Source organism: Gottfriedia sp. NPDC058432 (assembly GCF_042721555.1).
In the GTDB taxonomy this organism is placed as follows: Bacteria; Bacillota; Bacilli; order Bacillales; family Bacillaceae_G; genus Gottfriedia.
Genome location: NZ_JBHXLC010000036.1, coordinates 19,354 through 33,500, shown reverse-complemented (window position 1 = coordinate 33,500; position 14,147 = coordinate 19,354). Strand labels below are relative to the sequence as shown.

The 14,147-nt window shown below is 30.4% G+C and carries 14 protein-coding genes; 13 read left to right on the top strand and 1 reads right to left on the bottom strand.

Features of this window, described 5'->3' with window-relative positions:
* Positions 1-46: 46 nt before the first annotated feature.
* The 8 genes from argC (at position 47) to ACFWM3_RS23225 (ending at position 8,694) form a co-directional block, all read left to right on the top strand.
* Positions 47-1,078, top strand: a complete 1,032-nt coding sequence (argC, locus tag ACFWM3_RS23260; RefSeq protein WP_390313101.1) for an N-acetyl-gamma-glutamyl-phosphate reductase — start codon at positions 47-49, stop codon at positions 1,076-1,078.
* 13 nt (positions 1,079-1,091) lie between these two features.
* Positions 1,092-2,315, top strand: coding sequence for a bifunctional ornithine acetyltransferase/N-acetylglutamate synthase (gene argJ / locus ACFWM3_RS23255; protein WP_390313100.1), 1,224 nt, complete (start codon positions 1,092-1,094; stop codon positions 2,313-2,315).
* Positions 2,316-2,329: 14 nt separating this feature from the next.
* Positions 2,330-3,100 (top strand): acetylglutamate kinase, encoded by a 771-nt coding sequence (gene argB, locus ACFWM3_RS23250; protein WP_390313099.1) that lies wholly within the window; start codon positions 2,330-2,332, stop codon positions 3,098-3,100.
* Positions 3,093-4,256 (top strand): acetylornithine transaminase, encoded by a 1,164-nt coding sequence (locus ACFWM3_RS23245; RefSeq protein WP_390313098.1) that lies wholly within the window; start codon positions 3,093-3,095, stop codon positions 4,254-4,256. The genes argB and ACFWM3_RS23245 overlap by 8 nt, the downstream gene beginning before the upstream one ends.
* A 159-nt stretch (positions 4,257-4,415) precedes the next feature.
* A complete protein-coding gene (locus tag ACFWM3_RS23240) occupies positions 4,416-4,883 on the top strand; it encodes an NUDIX domain-containing protein (RefSeq protein WP_056477197.1) in 468 nt (155 codons plus the stop codon).
* A 257-nt stretch (positions 4,884-5,140) separates the two neighbouring features.
* The gene (locus ACFWM3_RS23235) at positions 5,141-5,935 is read left to right on the top strand and encodes an aminoglycoside phosphotransferase family protein (protein ID WP_390313097.1); all 795 of its coding nucleotides are present in this window, start codon (positions 5,141-5,143) and stop codon (positions 5,933-5,935) included.
* 216 nt (positions 5,936-6,151) lie between these two features.
* Positions 6,152-7,051 (top strand): peptidase MA family metallohydrolase, encoded by a 900-nt coding sequence (locus ACFWM3_RS23230; protein WP_390313096.1) that lies wholly within the window; start codon positions 6,152-6,154, stop codon positions 7,049-7,051.
* Positions 7,052-7,917: 866 nt separating this feature from the next.
* On the top strand, positions 7,918-8,694 hold the full coding sequence (locus tag ACFWM3_RS23225) for a hypothetical protein (protein WP_390313095.1): 777 nt from the start codon (positions 7,918-7,920) through the stop codon (positions 8,692-8,694).
* Positions 8,695-9,009: 315 nt separating this feature from the next.
* Here the strand turns inward: ACFWM3_RS23225 and ACFWM3_RS23220 are convergent, their stop codons facing one another.
* Entirely contained in the window at positions 9,010-9,936 is a 927-nt protein-coding gene (locus ACFWM3_RS23220; protein WP_390313094.1) for a helix-turn-helix transcriptional regulator, read from the bottom strand.
* Between the two features lie 163 nt (positions 9,937-10,099).
* Here ACFWM3_RS23220 and ACFWM3_RS23215 point away from each other — a divergent pair, with 163 nt between their 5' ends.
* The 5 genes from ACFWM3_RS23215 to ACFWM3_RS23195 all read left to right on the top strand — a co-directional run bounded on the left by ACFWM3_RS23215 (position 10,100) and on the right by ACFWM3_RS23195 (position 13,950).
* Positions 10,100-10,558 (top strand): VOC family protein, encoded by a 459-nt coding sequence (locus ACFWM3_RS23215; RefSeq protein WP_056477214.1) that lies wholly within the window; start codon positions 10,100-10,102, stop codon positions 10,556-10,558.
* 302 nt (positions 10,559-10,860) lie between these two features.
* The gene (locus ACFWM3_RS23210) at positions 10,861-11,226 is read left to right on the top strand and encodes a hypothetical protein (RefSeq protein WP_390313093.1); all 366 of its coding nucleotides are present in this window, start codon (positions 10,861-10,863) and stop codon (positions 11,224-11,226) included.
* A 169-nt stretch (positions 11,227-11,395) separates the two neighbouring features.
* Positions 11,396-11,890 carry a VanZ family protein gene (locus tag ACFWM3_RS23205; protein WP_390313092.1) on the top strand — a complete coding sequence of 165 codons (495 nt, stop codon included), beginning with the start codon at positions 11,396-11,398 and terminating at the stop codon, positions 11,888-11,890.
* Positions 11,891-12,005: 115 nt separating this feature from the next.
* Positions 12,006-12,179, top strand: coding sequence for a hypothetical protein (locus ACFWM3_RS23200; RefSeq protein WP_390313091.1), 174 nt, complete (start codon positions 12,006-12,008; stop codon positions 12,177-12,179).
* 148 nt (positions 12,180-12,327) lie between these two features.
* Positions 12,328-13,950, top strand: a complete 1,623-nt coding sequence (locus ACFWM3_RS23195; protein ID WP_390313090.1) for an SH3 domain-containing protein — start codon at positions 12,328-12,330, stop codon at positions 13,948-13,950.
* The last annotated feature ends 197 nt before the right edge of the window (positions 13,951-14,147 follow it).

Here is a 14,147-nt window from a genome sequence, read left to right as displayed (position 1 = left end):
CATAATTATAATGAAGAATATAATTTTATAAAAAGGGGATATAAAAATGAAAGTCGGTATTATGGGGGCAACCGGATATGGTGGTCTGGAACTTGTAAGATTCCTATCAATGCATCCGGAAATAAGCGGTATGAATTTTTATTCAACATCAGATTATAAGGAAGATTTGTCTACTTATTATCCACATTTAGCTAATCGTTCTAGTGGGCCAATAAAAAAGTGGAATAAAAATAAATCTGTTTCCGAAAATGATATTTTGTTTTTTGCTACACCACATGGAGTTAGCAGTGAGTTAATGGAAGAAATCGATTTTTCGAAAACAAAATTGATTGATCTATCAGGGGATTTTCGATTAAACAAAGAAGAAACATATCAGAAATGGTATAAACATACGCATCCTTGTTTTTCAAAAACAAACGAATTTACATACGGACTATCTGAACTTAATCGAGAAGCGATCAAACAGTCTAACCAAATAGCTAATCCAGGATGTTATCCAACAGCAACGCTACTTGGAGTCGCACCATTATTAAAGGCAGGAATTGTAGGGGAAAATTCAATAATAGTAGATGCTAAATCTGGAATTTCTGGAGCTGGAAAAACAGCAAATGAAACGACTCAATTTATGAATCGAAATGAAAATTTAACAGCCTATAAAATTACTGAACATCAACATATACCTGAAATTGAACAATTTATTGAATCAATTGATTCAAAACAGGATTTCATAACTTTTACACCACATTTAGTTCCAATGACAAGAGGAATTTTGTCAACAATTTATGTTACTTCAACACGTGAAATTAGTAACGATGAATTAAAAGAAATCTATAATCAAAGTTATGAAGATTCCTATTTTGTGAGAGTAAGAGATAGTGTACCTTGTACAAAAGATGTTTATGGTTCAAATTTTTGTGATTTATACGCAACTTACGACGATCGTACAAATCGAATCACAATCGTTTCTGTCATTGATAACCTTGTTAAGGGAGCGGCAGGTCAGGCGATTCAAAATATGAATTTAATGTTAGGTTTACCAGATGAAACAGGTTTACAATTTACACCAATATTTCCATAAGGAGAGATAAAAGTTGATAACAAAAGAAAAGAATATAAAAAAAATAAATGGAACAATTACATCACCAAATGGTTTTTATGCAAGTGGAGTTCATGCTGGACTACGTTATAAACGTAAAGATTTAGGATTAATTTATTCCGAGAAGCCAGCATCAGTTGCGGCAGTTTATACATTAAATTTATTTCCAGCTGCACCAATTGCAATTACAAAAAAGAGTATTTCATATAGTAATAAGCTTCAAGCAGTTTTAGTAAATAGTGGTTGTGCAAATGCATGTACAGGTAAAAAAGGAGAAGATGATGCCTATTTAATGAGATCATGGTGTGCTGAGCACCTTAATCTGCCAGAACACTTAGTCGCAATCGCATCAACGGGTGTAATCGGTGAATATTTAAAAATGGATCGATTAAAAGGTGGAATTGACAAGTTAACTCTCCGGAATAAGTTAGAAGATGGAGAAGATTTTGGCCATGCAATATTAACGACAGATACAGTTATAAAAACTACTTGTTATGAAGTATTGATCGATGGAAAGCTTGTAACGATTGCTGGGTCTGCTAAAGGTTCTGGAATGATTCATCCAAATATGGCAACTATGCTTGGTTTTGTGACAACTGATGCGACGATCAGTTCTTGTCAGTTACAAACTTTATTAAAAGAAGTGACAGATAAGACATTTAACCAAATTACAGTTGATGGAGATACTTCAACAAATGATATGGTTTTAGTTATGGCAAATGGAGCTGTTGAACATGAGGAATTAACTGAAAGTCATCCAGATTGGGGTAACTTTGTAGCCGCATTTCAATTAGTTTGTGAAGACTTGGCTAAAAAGATTGCTAGAGATGGTGAAGGGGCAACTAAGTTAATTGAAGTAAATGTAAATGGAGCTTCAAGCCAAAAAAATGCAAATCAAATTGCTAAATCAATCGTTGGATCAAATTTAGTAAAAACAGCTGTTTATGGTGAAGACGCTAACTGGGGGAGAATTATTGGTGCCATTGGATATAGTGGGGTCGAAGGTAATTTTAATCAAATCGACATCGCCATTAATGGTGTAACAGTTCTATTTGGTAGTAAACCAGTTGAGTTTAATGAAGAAGAGGCTAAAGTTGCATTGAAAAATGAGATTATTTATATTGATGTCCATTTACACGAAGGAGATGAGCTTGGTACTGCTTGGGGCTGCGATTTAACTTATGATTATGTGAAAATAAATGCAAGCTATCGCACATAAGGGGGAATTAAACATTGGAAACAGTAGTCATTAAACTTGGTGGTAGTTTAATCCATAACTTATCAAATACATTCTTTGAAAATATAAACCAATTAAAAATGAGCGGTAAAAAGGTCATCCTTGTTCATGGAGGGGGACCACTTATAAATAACTTATTAGTAAAGTTTTCAATTCCAGTAGAAATGGAAGATGGCATTCGTAAGACTTCATCTGAAGTTCTAGAAATTGTAGAATATGTACTAAATGGAAAAATCAATAAAGATTTAACGATTATTTGTAATCAATATAATATTAAAGCGATTGGTCTATCAGGATGTGACAATCTATTACTTGAAGCTTCACTTTTTAATAAGGGAAAATTAGGTTGGGTTGGAGAAATTGAGGATGTAAATACGAATCTATTAGATTTACTACTTAACAATGATTATGTACCAGTTATTTCACCTGTCGGGGTGGATAAAATAGGCCAAAAATTTAATATTAATGCAGACGAAGCGGCAAAAAGTATCGCCAAGGCAATGAATGCGGAATTACTCTGCTTTATAACAAACACAAATGGTGTTTTAGATCTTGAACATAAATTAATTGAAAAGATTACACCTAGTGAAGTTAACAAATTAATTGATGAAAAAACAATTTATGGTGGCATGATTCCTAAAGTTACAAGTGCCTTAAATGCATTAAATGTTGTAAATTCAGTGGCTATTGTAGGTGAGAATTTCTTAAATGAAAATGGAACGATTAACGGGACAGTATTTTCAAAAGGAGTTGTGTTAAGTGAGTAATTTATTCCCAACATATAATAAAAAAACAATTAATTTTCAAAATGGAAAAGGTACTTACTTATATGATGACGAAAATAACAAGTACCTAGATTTTTTAAGTGGAATTGCTGTTTGTAACTTAGGTCATTGTCATCCAAACGTTGTAAATGCACTAAAAGAACAAGTAGAATCGATTTGGCATGTATCAAATTTATTTACAATTAAAAAACAAGAAGAGCTAGCTAAAATTTTAGTAAAAAGCTTTAAGGATGGATTAGTATTTTTCTGTAACAGTGGTACAGAAGCGAATGAAGCAGCTATAAAATTAGCAAGAAAACATTCAGGTAAATCTCAAATTATTAGTTTTAAACAAAGCTTTCATGGCCGTACGTTTGGATCAATGGCTGCGACAGGTCAGTCTAAAATTCATGAAGGATACGGCGAAATGTTAAGTGGTTTTACATATGTACCTTATAATGATATAAATGCTTTGCAAAATGAAATTAATGAAAATACTGGAGCAATTATTTTGGAGGTAATCCAAGGTGAAGGTGGTGTAATCGTTGGTAATAATGATTTTTTTGAAGGGGTTCAAGCTCTTTGTAAAAAACATGAATTATTACTCATTGTTGATGAAGTACAAACCGGAGTGGGCAGAACAGGAACAATGTTTGCCTATGAACAAACTCCACTAGATCCAGATATTATTACGCTAGCAAAAGGTCTAGGGAATGGTTTTCCAGTTGGGGCTATGCTCGGTAAGAACAATCTAGCAAATACATTCTCGTTAGGTGCGCACGGTTCAACCTTTGGTGGAAATTATTTAGCAATGGCTGCTGCATTTGAAACAATCAATATTATTAATGATTTGCCATTCTTAAATAGTGTAAAAGATAAAGGACAGTATTTATTTGATAAATTAGCCGAAATAAAAGAAGAGTTTCCACAAATAGTAGAAATACGCGGTAAAGGATTAATGGTTGGTATCGAATTAAATCTTTCTGTGGATCAATTAGTGGAGCAATTTTTAAAGAATGGTTTAATCGTTGGTACTGCTGGCCCTAATGTATTAAGACTATTACCGCCAATCAATTTATCATACGAGGAAATAGATGAAGCAATCCAAATTATGAAACAAGTACTTTCTAATTATTTTTTAAATAGCCAAGTTAAATAGTGAATAGTATTTTTTGACTAGAAGGCATTCATGGACCTATACCATGATGCCTTTTTATTATTTAGGTCTTTCTACTTGATTAGTAGAAATAGATTGAAAGTTGAATTTATTTTTTAGATAATGGAATAATCACTTTTATTAGGGGAGGAGCGCTAGGTTATGTATCATATTCGCGTAAGAGCATGTGCTTTAATTATTGAAAATGATTCAGTGTTATTAATTCAATTTACAGATGAGGACGGAATTCATTATAATTTACCAGCTGGTGGTACCGAACCTGGTGAGACAATTATTGAAGCTGTAAAAAGAGAAGCATTTGAAGAAGCAGGTGTAGATGTTGAGGTAGGTGAACTAGTATTTGTTTCAGAAAATGCACCTCATATGACCGGTCATAAAATACATGGATTAAGTTTAATGTTTCGCTGTCATATTAAAGAAGACTCAATTCCAACAATGCCACTAAATCCAGATCCAAACCAAACTGGCGTAAAATGGGTACCAATCAATGAATTAGACAAGATCATCTTATTTCCAAATATTAAAGCTCAAATTATTAAATATGCAAAAGGTAAACATCAAAATAATCGATTAATTGAAGAGTACAAATTAAAAGAACAACTAATTTGATTATACACTCCATCTTTCATTTAATGAGAGTTGAGTTTCTCTATGTAATTTTTGAGGGACTCAACTTTTCTACTTTTCCAAAGCGCAATTATACGTTAGTTCATCTATTAAAAACGATTCTTTATAGAACAGGGTGATTAAAAATAGCTCTTCCAGATCAGTTTATAAAAACCATTAAAGATATCCATAAAGAAAAAGGAGAATTATGGCTCGAGAATTTTGAAGACTTGTGTAATAGATGTGAAATTCGATGGAATATGAAAATATTATCTCCATTTGAATTATCATATAATTTTGTTGCTCCAATTTTAATTGATGGTCAGAAAAACGCAGTTATTAAACTAGCAGTCCCTAATGAGGAATTTAATAGTGAGGTTGAAGCTTTAAAGGAGTTTAAAGAGAATGATTTCGTTAAAGTTATTGACTACGATCTTAATGAAGGAATCCTAATTCTAGAACAACTACTGCCTGGTGAAACTCTGGCTACAATTGAAAATGAAGAAGAGGCAATGCACATAGCTGTCACAGTGATGAAAAACTTATGGATAGCTGCACCTAAATCTACTAAAATACCTTCCATATTAAGTAGAGAAAATAGCTTAAGACGAATTGTTGAAAAATTCCCTAATGGCTTAGACCCTATATCAAAAGAAATGCTATTAGATGCATTTACTATTTTTAAGGAAATGAATCGTACACAAACTACAAAAAACTTACTTCACGGGGACTTACATCATTATAATATCTTAAATGCTGGAGAAAACACATGGAAAGTTATTGATCCAAAAGGATTAATAGGTGAAAGAGAATATGACATCATCCAGTTTCTTTTGAACAAATTAGAGGGGAAAGATATTTCTACAACTCTAGAAAATCGAATTGATCAACTAGTAATAGAATTGAATCTAAATAAAGAAAGAGTACTACTGTGGGGTTATTCGCATGCTGTATTATCAACATGTTGGAGTTTAGAAGATGAAGGAACTTATAATGAATACTTTTTTAAAGCGATAAATGTTTTTAAAGATTTACATAAAAAATATTATCAGTAAAATTTTTTTGGTTGTTTTATCTAAATATAAGGATTTGTTAGAGAAGATAGTTGAATTTCTTATGGAACAAAATGGCAATAGTTGCATAAGAAAGAGCTAGGCAATTTGTTTTAATTAATGAGAATCTAGTGCAGGTTATTTAAATTTAATGATAAAATGGGAATATTCTTACACTTATCAATTCTTTTATCCCTGAAACTAGCGAGGTTTAGCAAAATGAAAAGATTTATTAAGATTTTCGGTATCACTTTATCTGCCATAATACTTGTTTTATTTTTATTTGTCATTGGTGTGGGAGTATATTTTCACAAAGCTTTAGAGAACAAAACTAACGAAAAATTACCTTATCTCCAATCAATTAAAATGATTCTGACTGCGAATTTTGAGGGGAAAGCCGAAAGAGACCTAAAAGAAACTAGATTAAAAGATAAATTTCATAATGTTACTATTTACTATCCAAATGATTTTTCAGAACTTATTCCAATTACGAAGGAAACGTTAGATTGGGCGATTAATAAAAATAAAAAGGTCTTTGGAACAGTAAAAGTAAAGCCTGTTGATCTAATCGTATTTAAAGATAAGAAAGAGATGCAGGAGTTAAGTGGTCTTATTGATGTGTCTGGGTTTTATTCGGATTTTGATAAACTAATAGCAATAAAGTACGAAGATAAAGAATCGATTTTAGAAAAAAAGGAAACATCCCTATATTTCTTTCAAAAATCTATTTTACATGAGTACACCCATTATATATTTAGTCAAATGGTAGCAAGTACAAAAGGTGGTGCTTCAGCTTACCCATTATGGTTTAATGAGGGGATAGCTGAATACATCGGAAATGATAAAACAATCGTAGAGCCTTCCAATTTCAAAGTAGTATCTTTTGATTCATTATATGATGGGGAACAGTGGCAAACAGCAAGATTTCAAGATAGCACAAATGTATATATGGAAAGTTACTTCGCGATAAAATACCTTGTGGATAACTATGGAGAAGGAGTTTTAAAAGAAATAATCAATTCAACAAACTCAACAGGGAAATTTGAGGAAAGTTTCGAAAAAATAACAGGAATAACTCTTTATGATTTGGAAGATAAATTTATGGTTTCCTACAAATGAAAAATAAATCATTAAAAATGGTCAACCAGAAATCTAGCTGGCTGACCTTGTAATATGTTAGAAAGTTGGTTTCGTTTTTTATTTTATTCAGCCTTGAAATATTGTTAAGTTTATAATATCAACTTAACAAACTTTTAAACATTGAAAAAGGCATCGTAAAAATAATAAAAAATTATGATCATCCCCACTGAGAATAATAAACTTCTAATCAAAGTGGTTTTCTTACTGCTTTTTGTTTCAGTTTTACTTTTCTTAAGTTCTTCAACTAATTCATAAAATCGGAAGTGTACCAAGCGAAAAATAACCGAGTTTTAACATTATTTCCATTTCTTTTCCCCCTAATGTTGTTATTTCTTTCTTTTAATTCTCAACATTATCTTCATCATTTTTTCAGCCATTTAAACAATTCTTCTAAATTAAAATGTCTAACTAGAAAATTCGAAAAATCAAATTTGGATCTAGTTCAATAATAATTTAAGCTAGTATAAAATAATTTTTAACAATTTTAAAAATGAAAATGACTATAAAACCAATAATTGCAGCAATTAGACTATGTCTAGTAATAGCAAAAGTATCTTTTTAAATAGTACCTTCTTTTTCATATTGTCTATCAAATAAATGATGGAATAAATTCACTCCAATAAAAAGAAAAAATAGTTGAAGAAAATTATAGATATTTATTTTACCCACGCCTTTTTAATATGCTTTAAGTAAATTATACCTATTAAACGGGTATTTGTAATTTGGGGGAATTTAGCATTTTTTCTACTAAAATTTAATTTTTCTTGTTCAAGTAAATGGCAGTTTAGTTGCTTAAGAATGTTATACTAAAAGTAGTTATTTAAATGAATTGAGGTATATGTTTATTGAAAAAGACATCACATTTCAAGAAGATTATCATATTAATTACTTTATTACTTTTATCCTGTTTATTACTGGTAAAGTGCAATATACCAGATAACGAGAGGGATCAAATTTCTATTAAAAAGCTAAACCTAAAGTATGTTAAAGAAATTGATCCTGATTTTTTTATTGAATCAATACGAGTGAATAGTAATGACAAACGTTTAGGTAATCAAGTTGAATTAAAAAGTGCAGATTACGGATGGATGCTAGATTTATTGTTAGAAAATAAGAAAGAAATTTACAATGAAAGAAAACCGAATACATACAAAGTAAAGCTAACTTTTATGGAATATGGTTGGACATTTGAACACGATACGAGCCCGTATGACGGTAAACAATCTACATTTTATATTAGTCAAAAATTGCAAAAACAGTTTATCCAACAGTACTTAGCTTCGTATCCTAGAAATATTATTTTAACTAAAAAGAAATACAATTGGGATGAAAATATCGAAGGAAAAATAACCATTGCAAAATACACTTCGCTTGATCAAGGCTTAATTCTAGCAATAAGTGGTAATGACGTTGGTGATGATTCAGAATTTCCTATTAAAATAGCTGATTTATTTCCTGAAAATACAAAATCAAATAATGAAGTAATAACGATTCCATTTAGTTTTAAGTTATTTGATTATCGAAAGAAATTGAGAGATAGTAATCAAGTTTATATTGAACTAATAAGTACTGACGGTACGCTGGTCTATGTTGATGACAAGATACATTTAAGAACAAAATAATATAATCTTAAGCAACTAACTCAATGGTTGAAAAAAACAATCGGCTGAATAGTCAATTGTTTTTTTTTGAGCTTAAAGGTGGTTTATTTCCATAAAAAAAAACGAAATGATATATTTTGCAAAATTAGAATCATGTCAATTTACCCCTAAGCCCCTCTCATGCTTCGTTTTGTCTCGACGACTTTATTTATAAAACCACATAATACGAAAGAATGTGTTAGTTACTTACACATTATCGAAGAAATTCACTCAAAACCAGTTCTTTTTCAATTTTGTATTCCTTAAGCCTATCAAAAATTTGATAGAACCCATCAACTATATATTTTCAAGAATATCTCTATAATATTGTCGTAAAGTTTCCTTTAAATTAGTAGGCTCTATGATTTTTACTGTTGGCCCTAATCTGGCGAGATATTTAATGATAAAACCAAGTTCATTTGGCTCATATGTACCAATAATATATGAATTTTCCAACTCGTAGATTAATTCCATAGATGGATAATGTTCCTGTTGAAATAATTCTATTCCTGCTTGGTTTATCAACCATTTAAACTTTATTGCTTTTTCTGATGGATTCCAAAGTGAATGCGAATTTTGCTTAGTTATTTCTTTTAATTCTTCCAAAGGTTGAATGGTTGTTATTTCAGCTGAAGAAATACGATCACAGCGGAAAACACGGTAAGCCGTTTTATCCATATCATATGCTTGACAATACCAATATCCCCTCATTACGTATATAGCAATCGGGTGAATTGTACGAAGACTGTTTTGATAGGTTATTTTTAGTACGATATTTTGAACAGCTGCCATTAATAATATTTCTAAATGTATGCTTTCTTTGTTTTGTACAGTATGTTGAAAGGATACGCGATTTTGCATCCTCTCTATATCTTGTTTTTGAGATTCCGACAGTTCGTTAATGAATTTTTCATGAATTGTACGATAGGATACTTGAAAAGGTAAATTTGAAAAGCTTCGAAGTGCCTGCATTGCAAAGTAAAGCGCTAGGATTTCTTGATTATTAAAATAGATAGGTGGAAGCTTCATTTGATTAAGTAAACGATATCCCCCATAACGACCGTATTCTGCATAGATTGGAGCGCCAATTTCTTCTAATGAAGCCACATCTCTAAGTGCTGTCCTTTTTGAAATCTGAAATTCCTGCATTAAATCTTGAAGTGTAAAATGCTGTTTTTGATTGATGAAGCGAAGTATTTGATTAATTCGTTCTGATTTTTTCATAAAAACACCTCTTAATGGTGCCTAGATTTGTCACCTTTAGGCACTACACTAGTAAGTGTAATCAATATTGATGTAGGAAACAATACAATCACGTTGATATATTGGATTACTAACCTGACCAATGATTTAACATTACACTGAAATTTAAAGGAGTTGTATTACTTTGACAGTACAATTGAATTCATTTTTGATGATGGATGGAAATGCAAAGGAAGCTATTGAATTTTACAAGGAATCACTCGATGCAAATCTTTTATTTTGCCAAACATTCGGGGATGCACCAGAAGATCCTAAATCCCCTCTACCAGAAAAATTGAAGGATTTAGTAGCACACGCAATTATAAAAATCGGCGAGACCAATATCATGATTGCAGATATGTTTCCAGGTATACAATATCGAAACGGGAACAATGTTAACATCTGTATTACTACTAATGAAATAGAGAAAACAAATAAGTTTTACGAAATGTTAAAACAAGAAGGTCAAGTGGTGATGCCACTGAAACAAGTTCATTTTAGTCCTGCCTACGCCATTGTAACCGACAAATTCGGTATTACCTTTCAAATTTTTACTGCACTATCAGAAGAGGCTGTAAAAAGAGGTCATCAAAAAGAAAATTGAACGTTTTGAATTTCTTGCACGAATCTATTTAGCACTTAATTTTAAAGTAGGCTTTTCTTGCTATTTGCACAAAGTGCGGTCAATACCATTTGGGACTATATTGTGAAAAGAAAAAAATAATAAGAAATTATACAACTAACACTAGCGTACGTTGAATAAAAAATCGGCTAAATAGTCGATTTTTTTATTGTCTTAAATTGCAGTTTAGTTCAATAAGGTAAGCGGTATTATTTAATCAATTTTCAAAAATTGACTCTATCTTTAGGAATCCATTATAATAAGTCCTAAGAAAGGGTGTATTTATGAAAAAGATATTCCTAGCAATTATTGTTTCTATCTTTCTAATTAATATTGTTCATATATTAATTTTTCCAGAATTTCGAAGTGAACAAAACTTAGCATATGCAAATGGTATGGGGTATTTGTTTATTTCATTAATGTTCTTTATTGTATACGTGGTTATTGGGATACCTGTAACTCTAATAATAGATTACATAATAAAAAGAACTCCCCCTAAAAAGCAAATATATGACTATTTGATACAATTAATCTTGTACTCATTTCCAGTGATTTTTGCTTCAGGTTTAGGCATCTTTGTCTATCTATATTTTCATATACTTTTCTTTTTTAGAGTTATGAAAGCTAAGAAAACACAAAATATAGAATAATTTTGTAATCAACCCCACGCATACGTTAGTTCAATAACAATTTGGAGCTGTGATCGGCTCTTTTTTTATGCAAAAAATGGTAGATTAGTTGAATAAGGAATATAATAAAATTGGTAAATTATGTTATATTTGGTGAGTGGTTAATAATTATTAGGAGTCGTAGAAATCTATGAAATTATTTATGAAAATTGTCTTAACCTTAGCATTTTGTCTATATCTTGTCGTCCTTACAAATCAAATACTATTTAAATATGTTTCTCCATCAGAAATAATCAGTCATTTTAATTTTAACAATAATGATGATCGTTGGCATGGACATAATTTTATTCCTTTAAAAACTATTATTTATTATTTATTTTTAGCTGACATAAATCTAAATATTAGGATTACAAACATAGTTGGAAACATTATAGGTTTTGTACCTTTTGGTTTCAACCTTCCAATATTATTGAAAAGGTTTAAAAATTTTAAAGTTATCTTAATTACAACTTTTAGTTTAAGTTTAACTTACGAATTAATTCAGCTATTATTTGACTTTGGAAGTTTTGACATTGATGATTTAATTTTAAATACTCTTGGAGGGTTATTAGGTTATGTACCAATTAAACTCATTCAATTAATCTATAATAGGAAAAACCATCTAAAAATAACCACTGATTTATAACAAAAATATGACTAAACTATTCAACTATCACAGTGCATTAGTTGTAGATCATGAAAAGCAATTGATTCTCTTTTCTTTATAAGTAATTTCTAAATTATTTTGAGAGGAATGAAATTTGAAAGGTCAGATTAAAGTGGAGTTTCTTTCAAAAAAACTAACATTAGGGAATGTTGAGGAGATTATAAACGAACTTTTTACTGAAATTCAGTCGGCGTACGAACCAGAGCAGTTAACAGCAAAGATAATTATAAGAGTAAAAAAAGAGAAAGATAAAGTTATGTATCTATAAATATGAAAAAACTGATTTCTATTAAAATAATTAGAAATCAGTTTTTTTGTGCAAAAAGTGTTCCATTTTTTCCCACTATATCCTAGAGAATCTTTCTATTAAAATATATTTTGGTATTCTATTTGTTTAAATATAGGGAGGATTTATTTTGTTGAGTTTAAATAATAAATTGAGGACAACCTTCCTCATTCTTGTTTGTTTTTTGATTGGATTATTTGGTTTATATCTTCCAAAAGAAGTTTATGCAACAGCAACAGATAATATTGAGATTACAAAAACTGAACATGAAATTTCTTTTAATTGGTTAGAGAAACCTAATCAAGAAGGTTTAAGTTATGAATTACAACGTGATAATGAAGTAATTGGTACAATAGATTATGGAATGTCTTTTAGATTAGATGATAGACGCTTAGTTTCTAATACAACGTATAACTATAAAATTTATGAAATAACTGCTGATGGAAGAAGTCTAATCTATAATACTGACATTTCAACAGATAAAGACACTACGCCACCATCAATAACTTTGGAATCAACAGTTAACCCTTCTGTACTAAATTTTAATGGAAACGGTTTATTATATAAAGATGGTGTAGCTAAGCAAGTTTTCACAAATGATTTAATTAATGAAGATGGATTGTATACTTTAGTTGTAAGAAATGATAATGGCGAAGAAGTAAGTAAAAATTTTATTATTGATTATACGCCTCCCGGACACGCTGAACTCATTAAAGTTAATGAAAAGGGGGATTATGCTTACTTAACAGTCAAGCGTCCAAGTGACCCTGATTTTGAAAAAATGGAGATCTATAGTGGTGGAATAAAGACAATACCAAATCTTTTGAAGGTAATTACAAAAGATGAGTTTAATCTAGACGGAACTTATACATACCTCCAGAATTTTTATAACCTTACAAAAGGACCAGAAACATTGAATATAATGTCATACGACACTTATGGAAATCGTGATTTCTCAAGCACACCAAATTGGCAAGGGGGTCCAGATTTAAATCTTCCTGGAGCATTTTTTGAAATCAAACAAAGCAGTCCTATTTTTTTTACAAGTCCTAAAATAAAATCTGTACAGCAAGTAGAAGGTGGATTTTCAATTACACTTGAAATTCCGGCAGGTACAAGTTGGGGCTATCTAAGAAGTAACAAAGGATATACAGATTTTACATTTAATAAGATACCAACTAAAACAACGACTCAAGTTGTGAAGTTTCCAATAAAAAATCCAGAAACAAATACTATCACCCCAATCGGTGAGAAAGAAATTGTAAAATATGAGATTGCATTAAGCGGATTTGTTAATGATCCAGTTTATACTCAAGTGAAATCAAATACAGTATATGGATCTTTTAACTATATTGAAAATAACTACCGTTTAATATCACCTAAGTTTTTAGACGTTACCAAAACAAATGGAGCAGCCCTTTATAGTGACAAGTATTTGAAGAAGTATGAAAAAAGAGCACCTAAAAATATGCGTTTTATTGTAATTCGTGAAGATAAAACTTATGTAAAGATTGCCAACGGAGCAAATGTATATTATGTGAAGAAGTCAGAGGTAAAGATTACAAACGGTATTAATCAGAAAAAAACTACTACTGCTGCAATTCCATTAAAATTAACGAAAAGTACATCGTCTCGTTCAATAAAAGTTATTAGTAAAAACAAGCAGGTCATTGTACTTCAGAAATTTACTGGATGGAATTATGTGAATGTTGATGGGAATTTAGGTTATATGGTAAGTAAGTACTTGAAATAAATTAATAATAATTTAATTTTGAACCTATCAATTTGGATAGGTTTTTTTTATATCCTTATGTAACTACTATGGAAGTGCGACATAGACTTCCTTTTATACAGAAATTATTTTCATATTACACAAAAAATAACCCAATTGACGATTACTGACACATAATAGATAATTTTCTTATCAACATTTTAGTTAAAATAACAGGT

Excerpts from the sequence above, each read along its gene's own strand:
- argC (WP_390313101.1), top strand. The coding sequence starts at position 47 with ATGAAAGTCGGTATTATGGGGGCAACCGGATATGGTGGTCTGGAACTT.
- ACFWM3_RS23240 (WP_056477197.1), top strand. The coding sequence starts at position 4,416 with ATGTATCATATTCGCGTAAGAGCATGTGCTTTAATTATTGAAAATGAT.
- ACFWM3_RS23235 (WP_390313097.1), top strand. The coding sequence starts at position 5,141 with ATGAAAATATTATCTCCATTTGAATTATCATATAATTTTGTTGCTCCA.
- ACFWM3_RS23230 (WP_390313096.1), top strand. The coding sequence starts at position 6,152 with ATGAAAAGATTTATTAAGATTTTCGGTATCACTTTATCTGCCATAATA.
- ACFWM3_RS23220 (WP_390313094.1), bottom strand. The coding sequence starts at position 9,936 with ATGAAAAAATCAGAACGAATTAATCAAATACTTCGCTTCATCAATCAA.
- ACFWM3_RS23210 (WP_390313093.1), top strand. The coding sequence starts at position 10,861 with ATGAAAAAGATATTCCTAGCAATTATTGTTTCTATCTTTCTAATTAAT.
- ACFWM3_RS23205 (WP_390313092.1), top strand. The coding sequence starts at position 11,396 with ATGAAATTATTTATGAAAATTGTCTTAACCTTAGCATTTTGTCTATAT.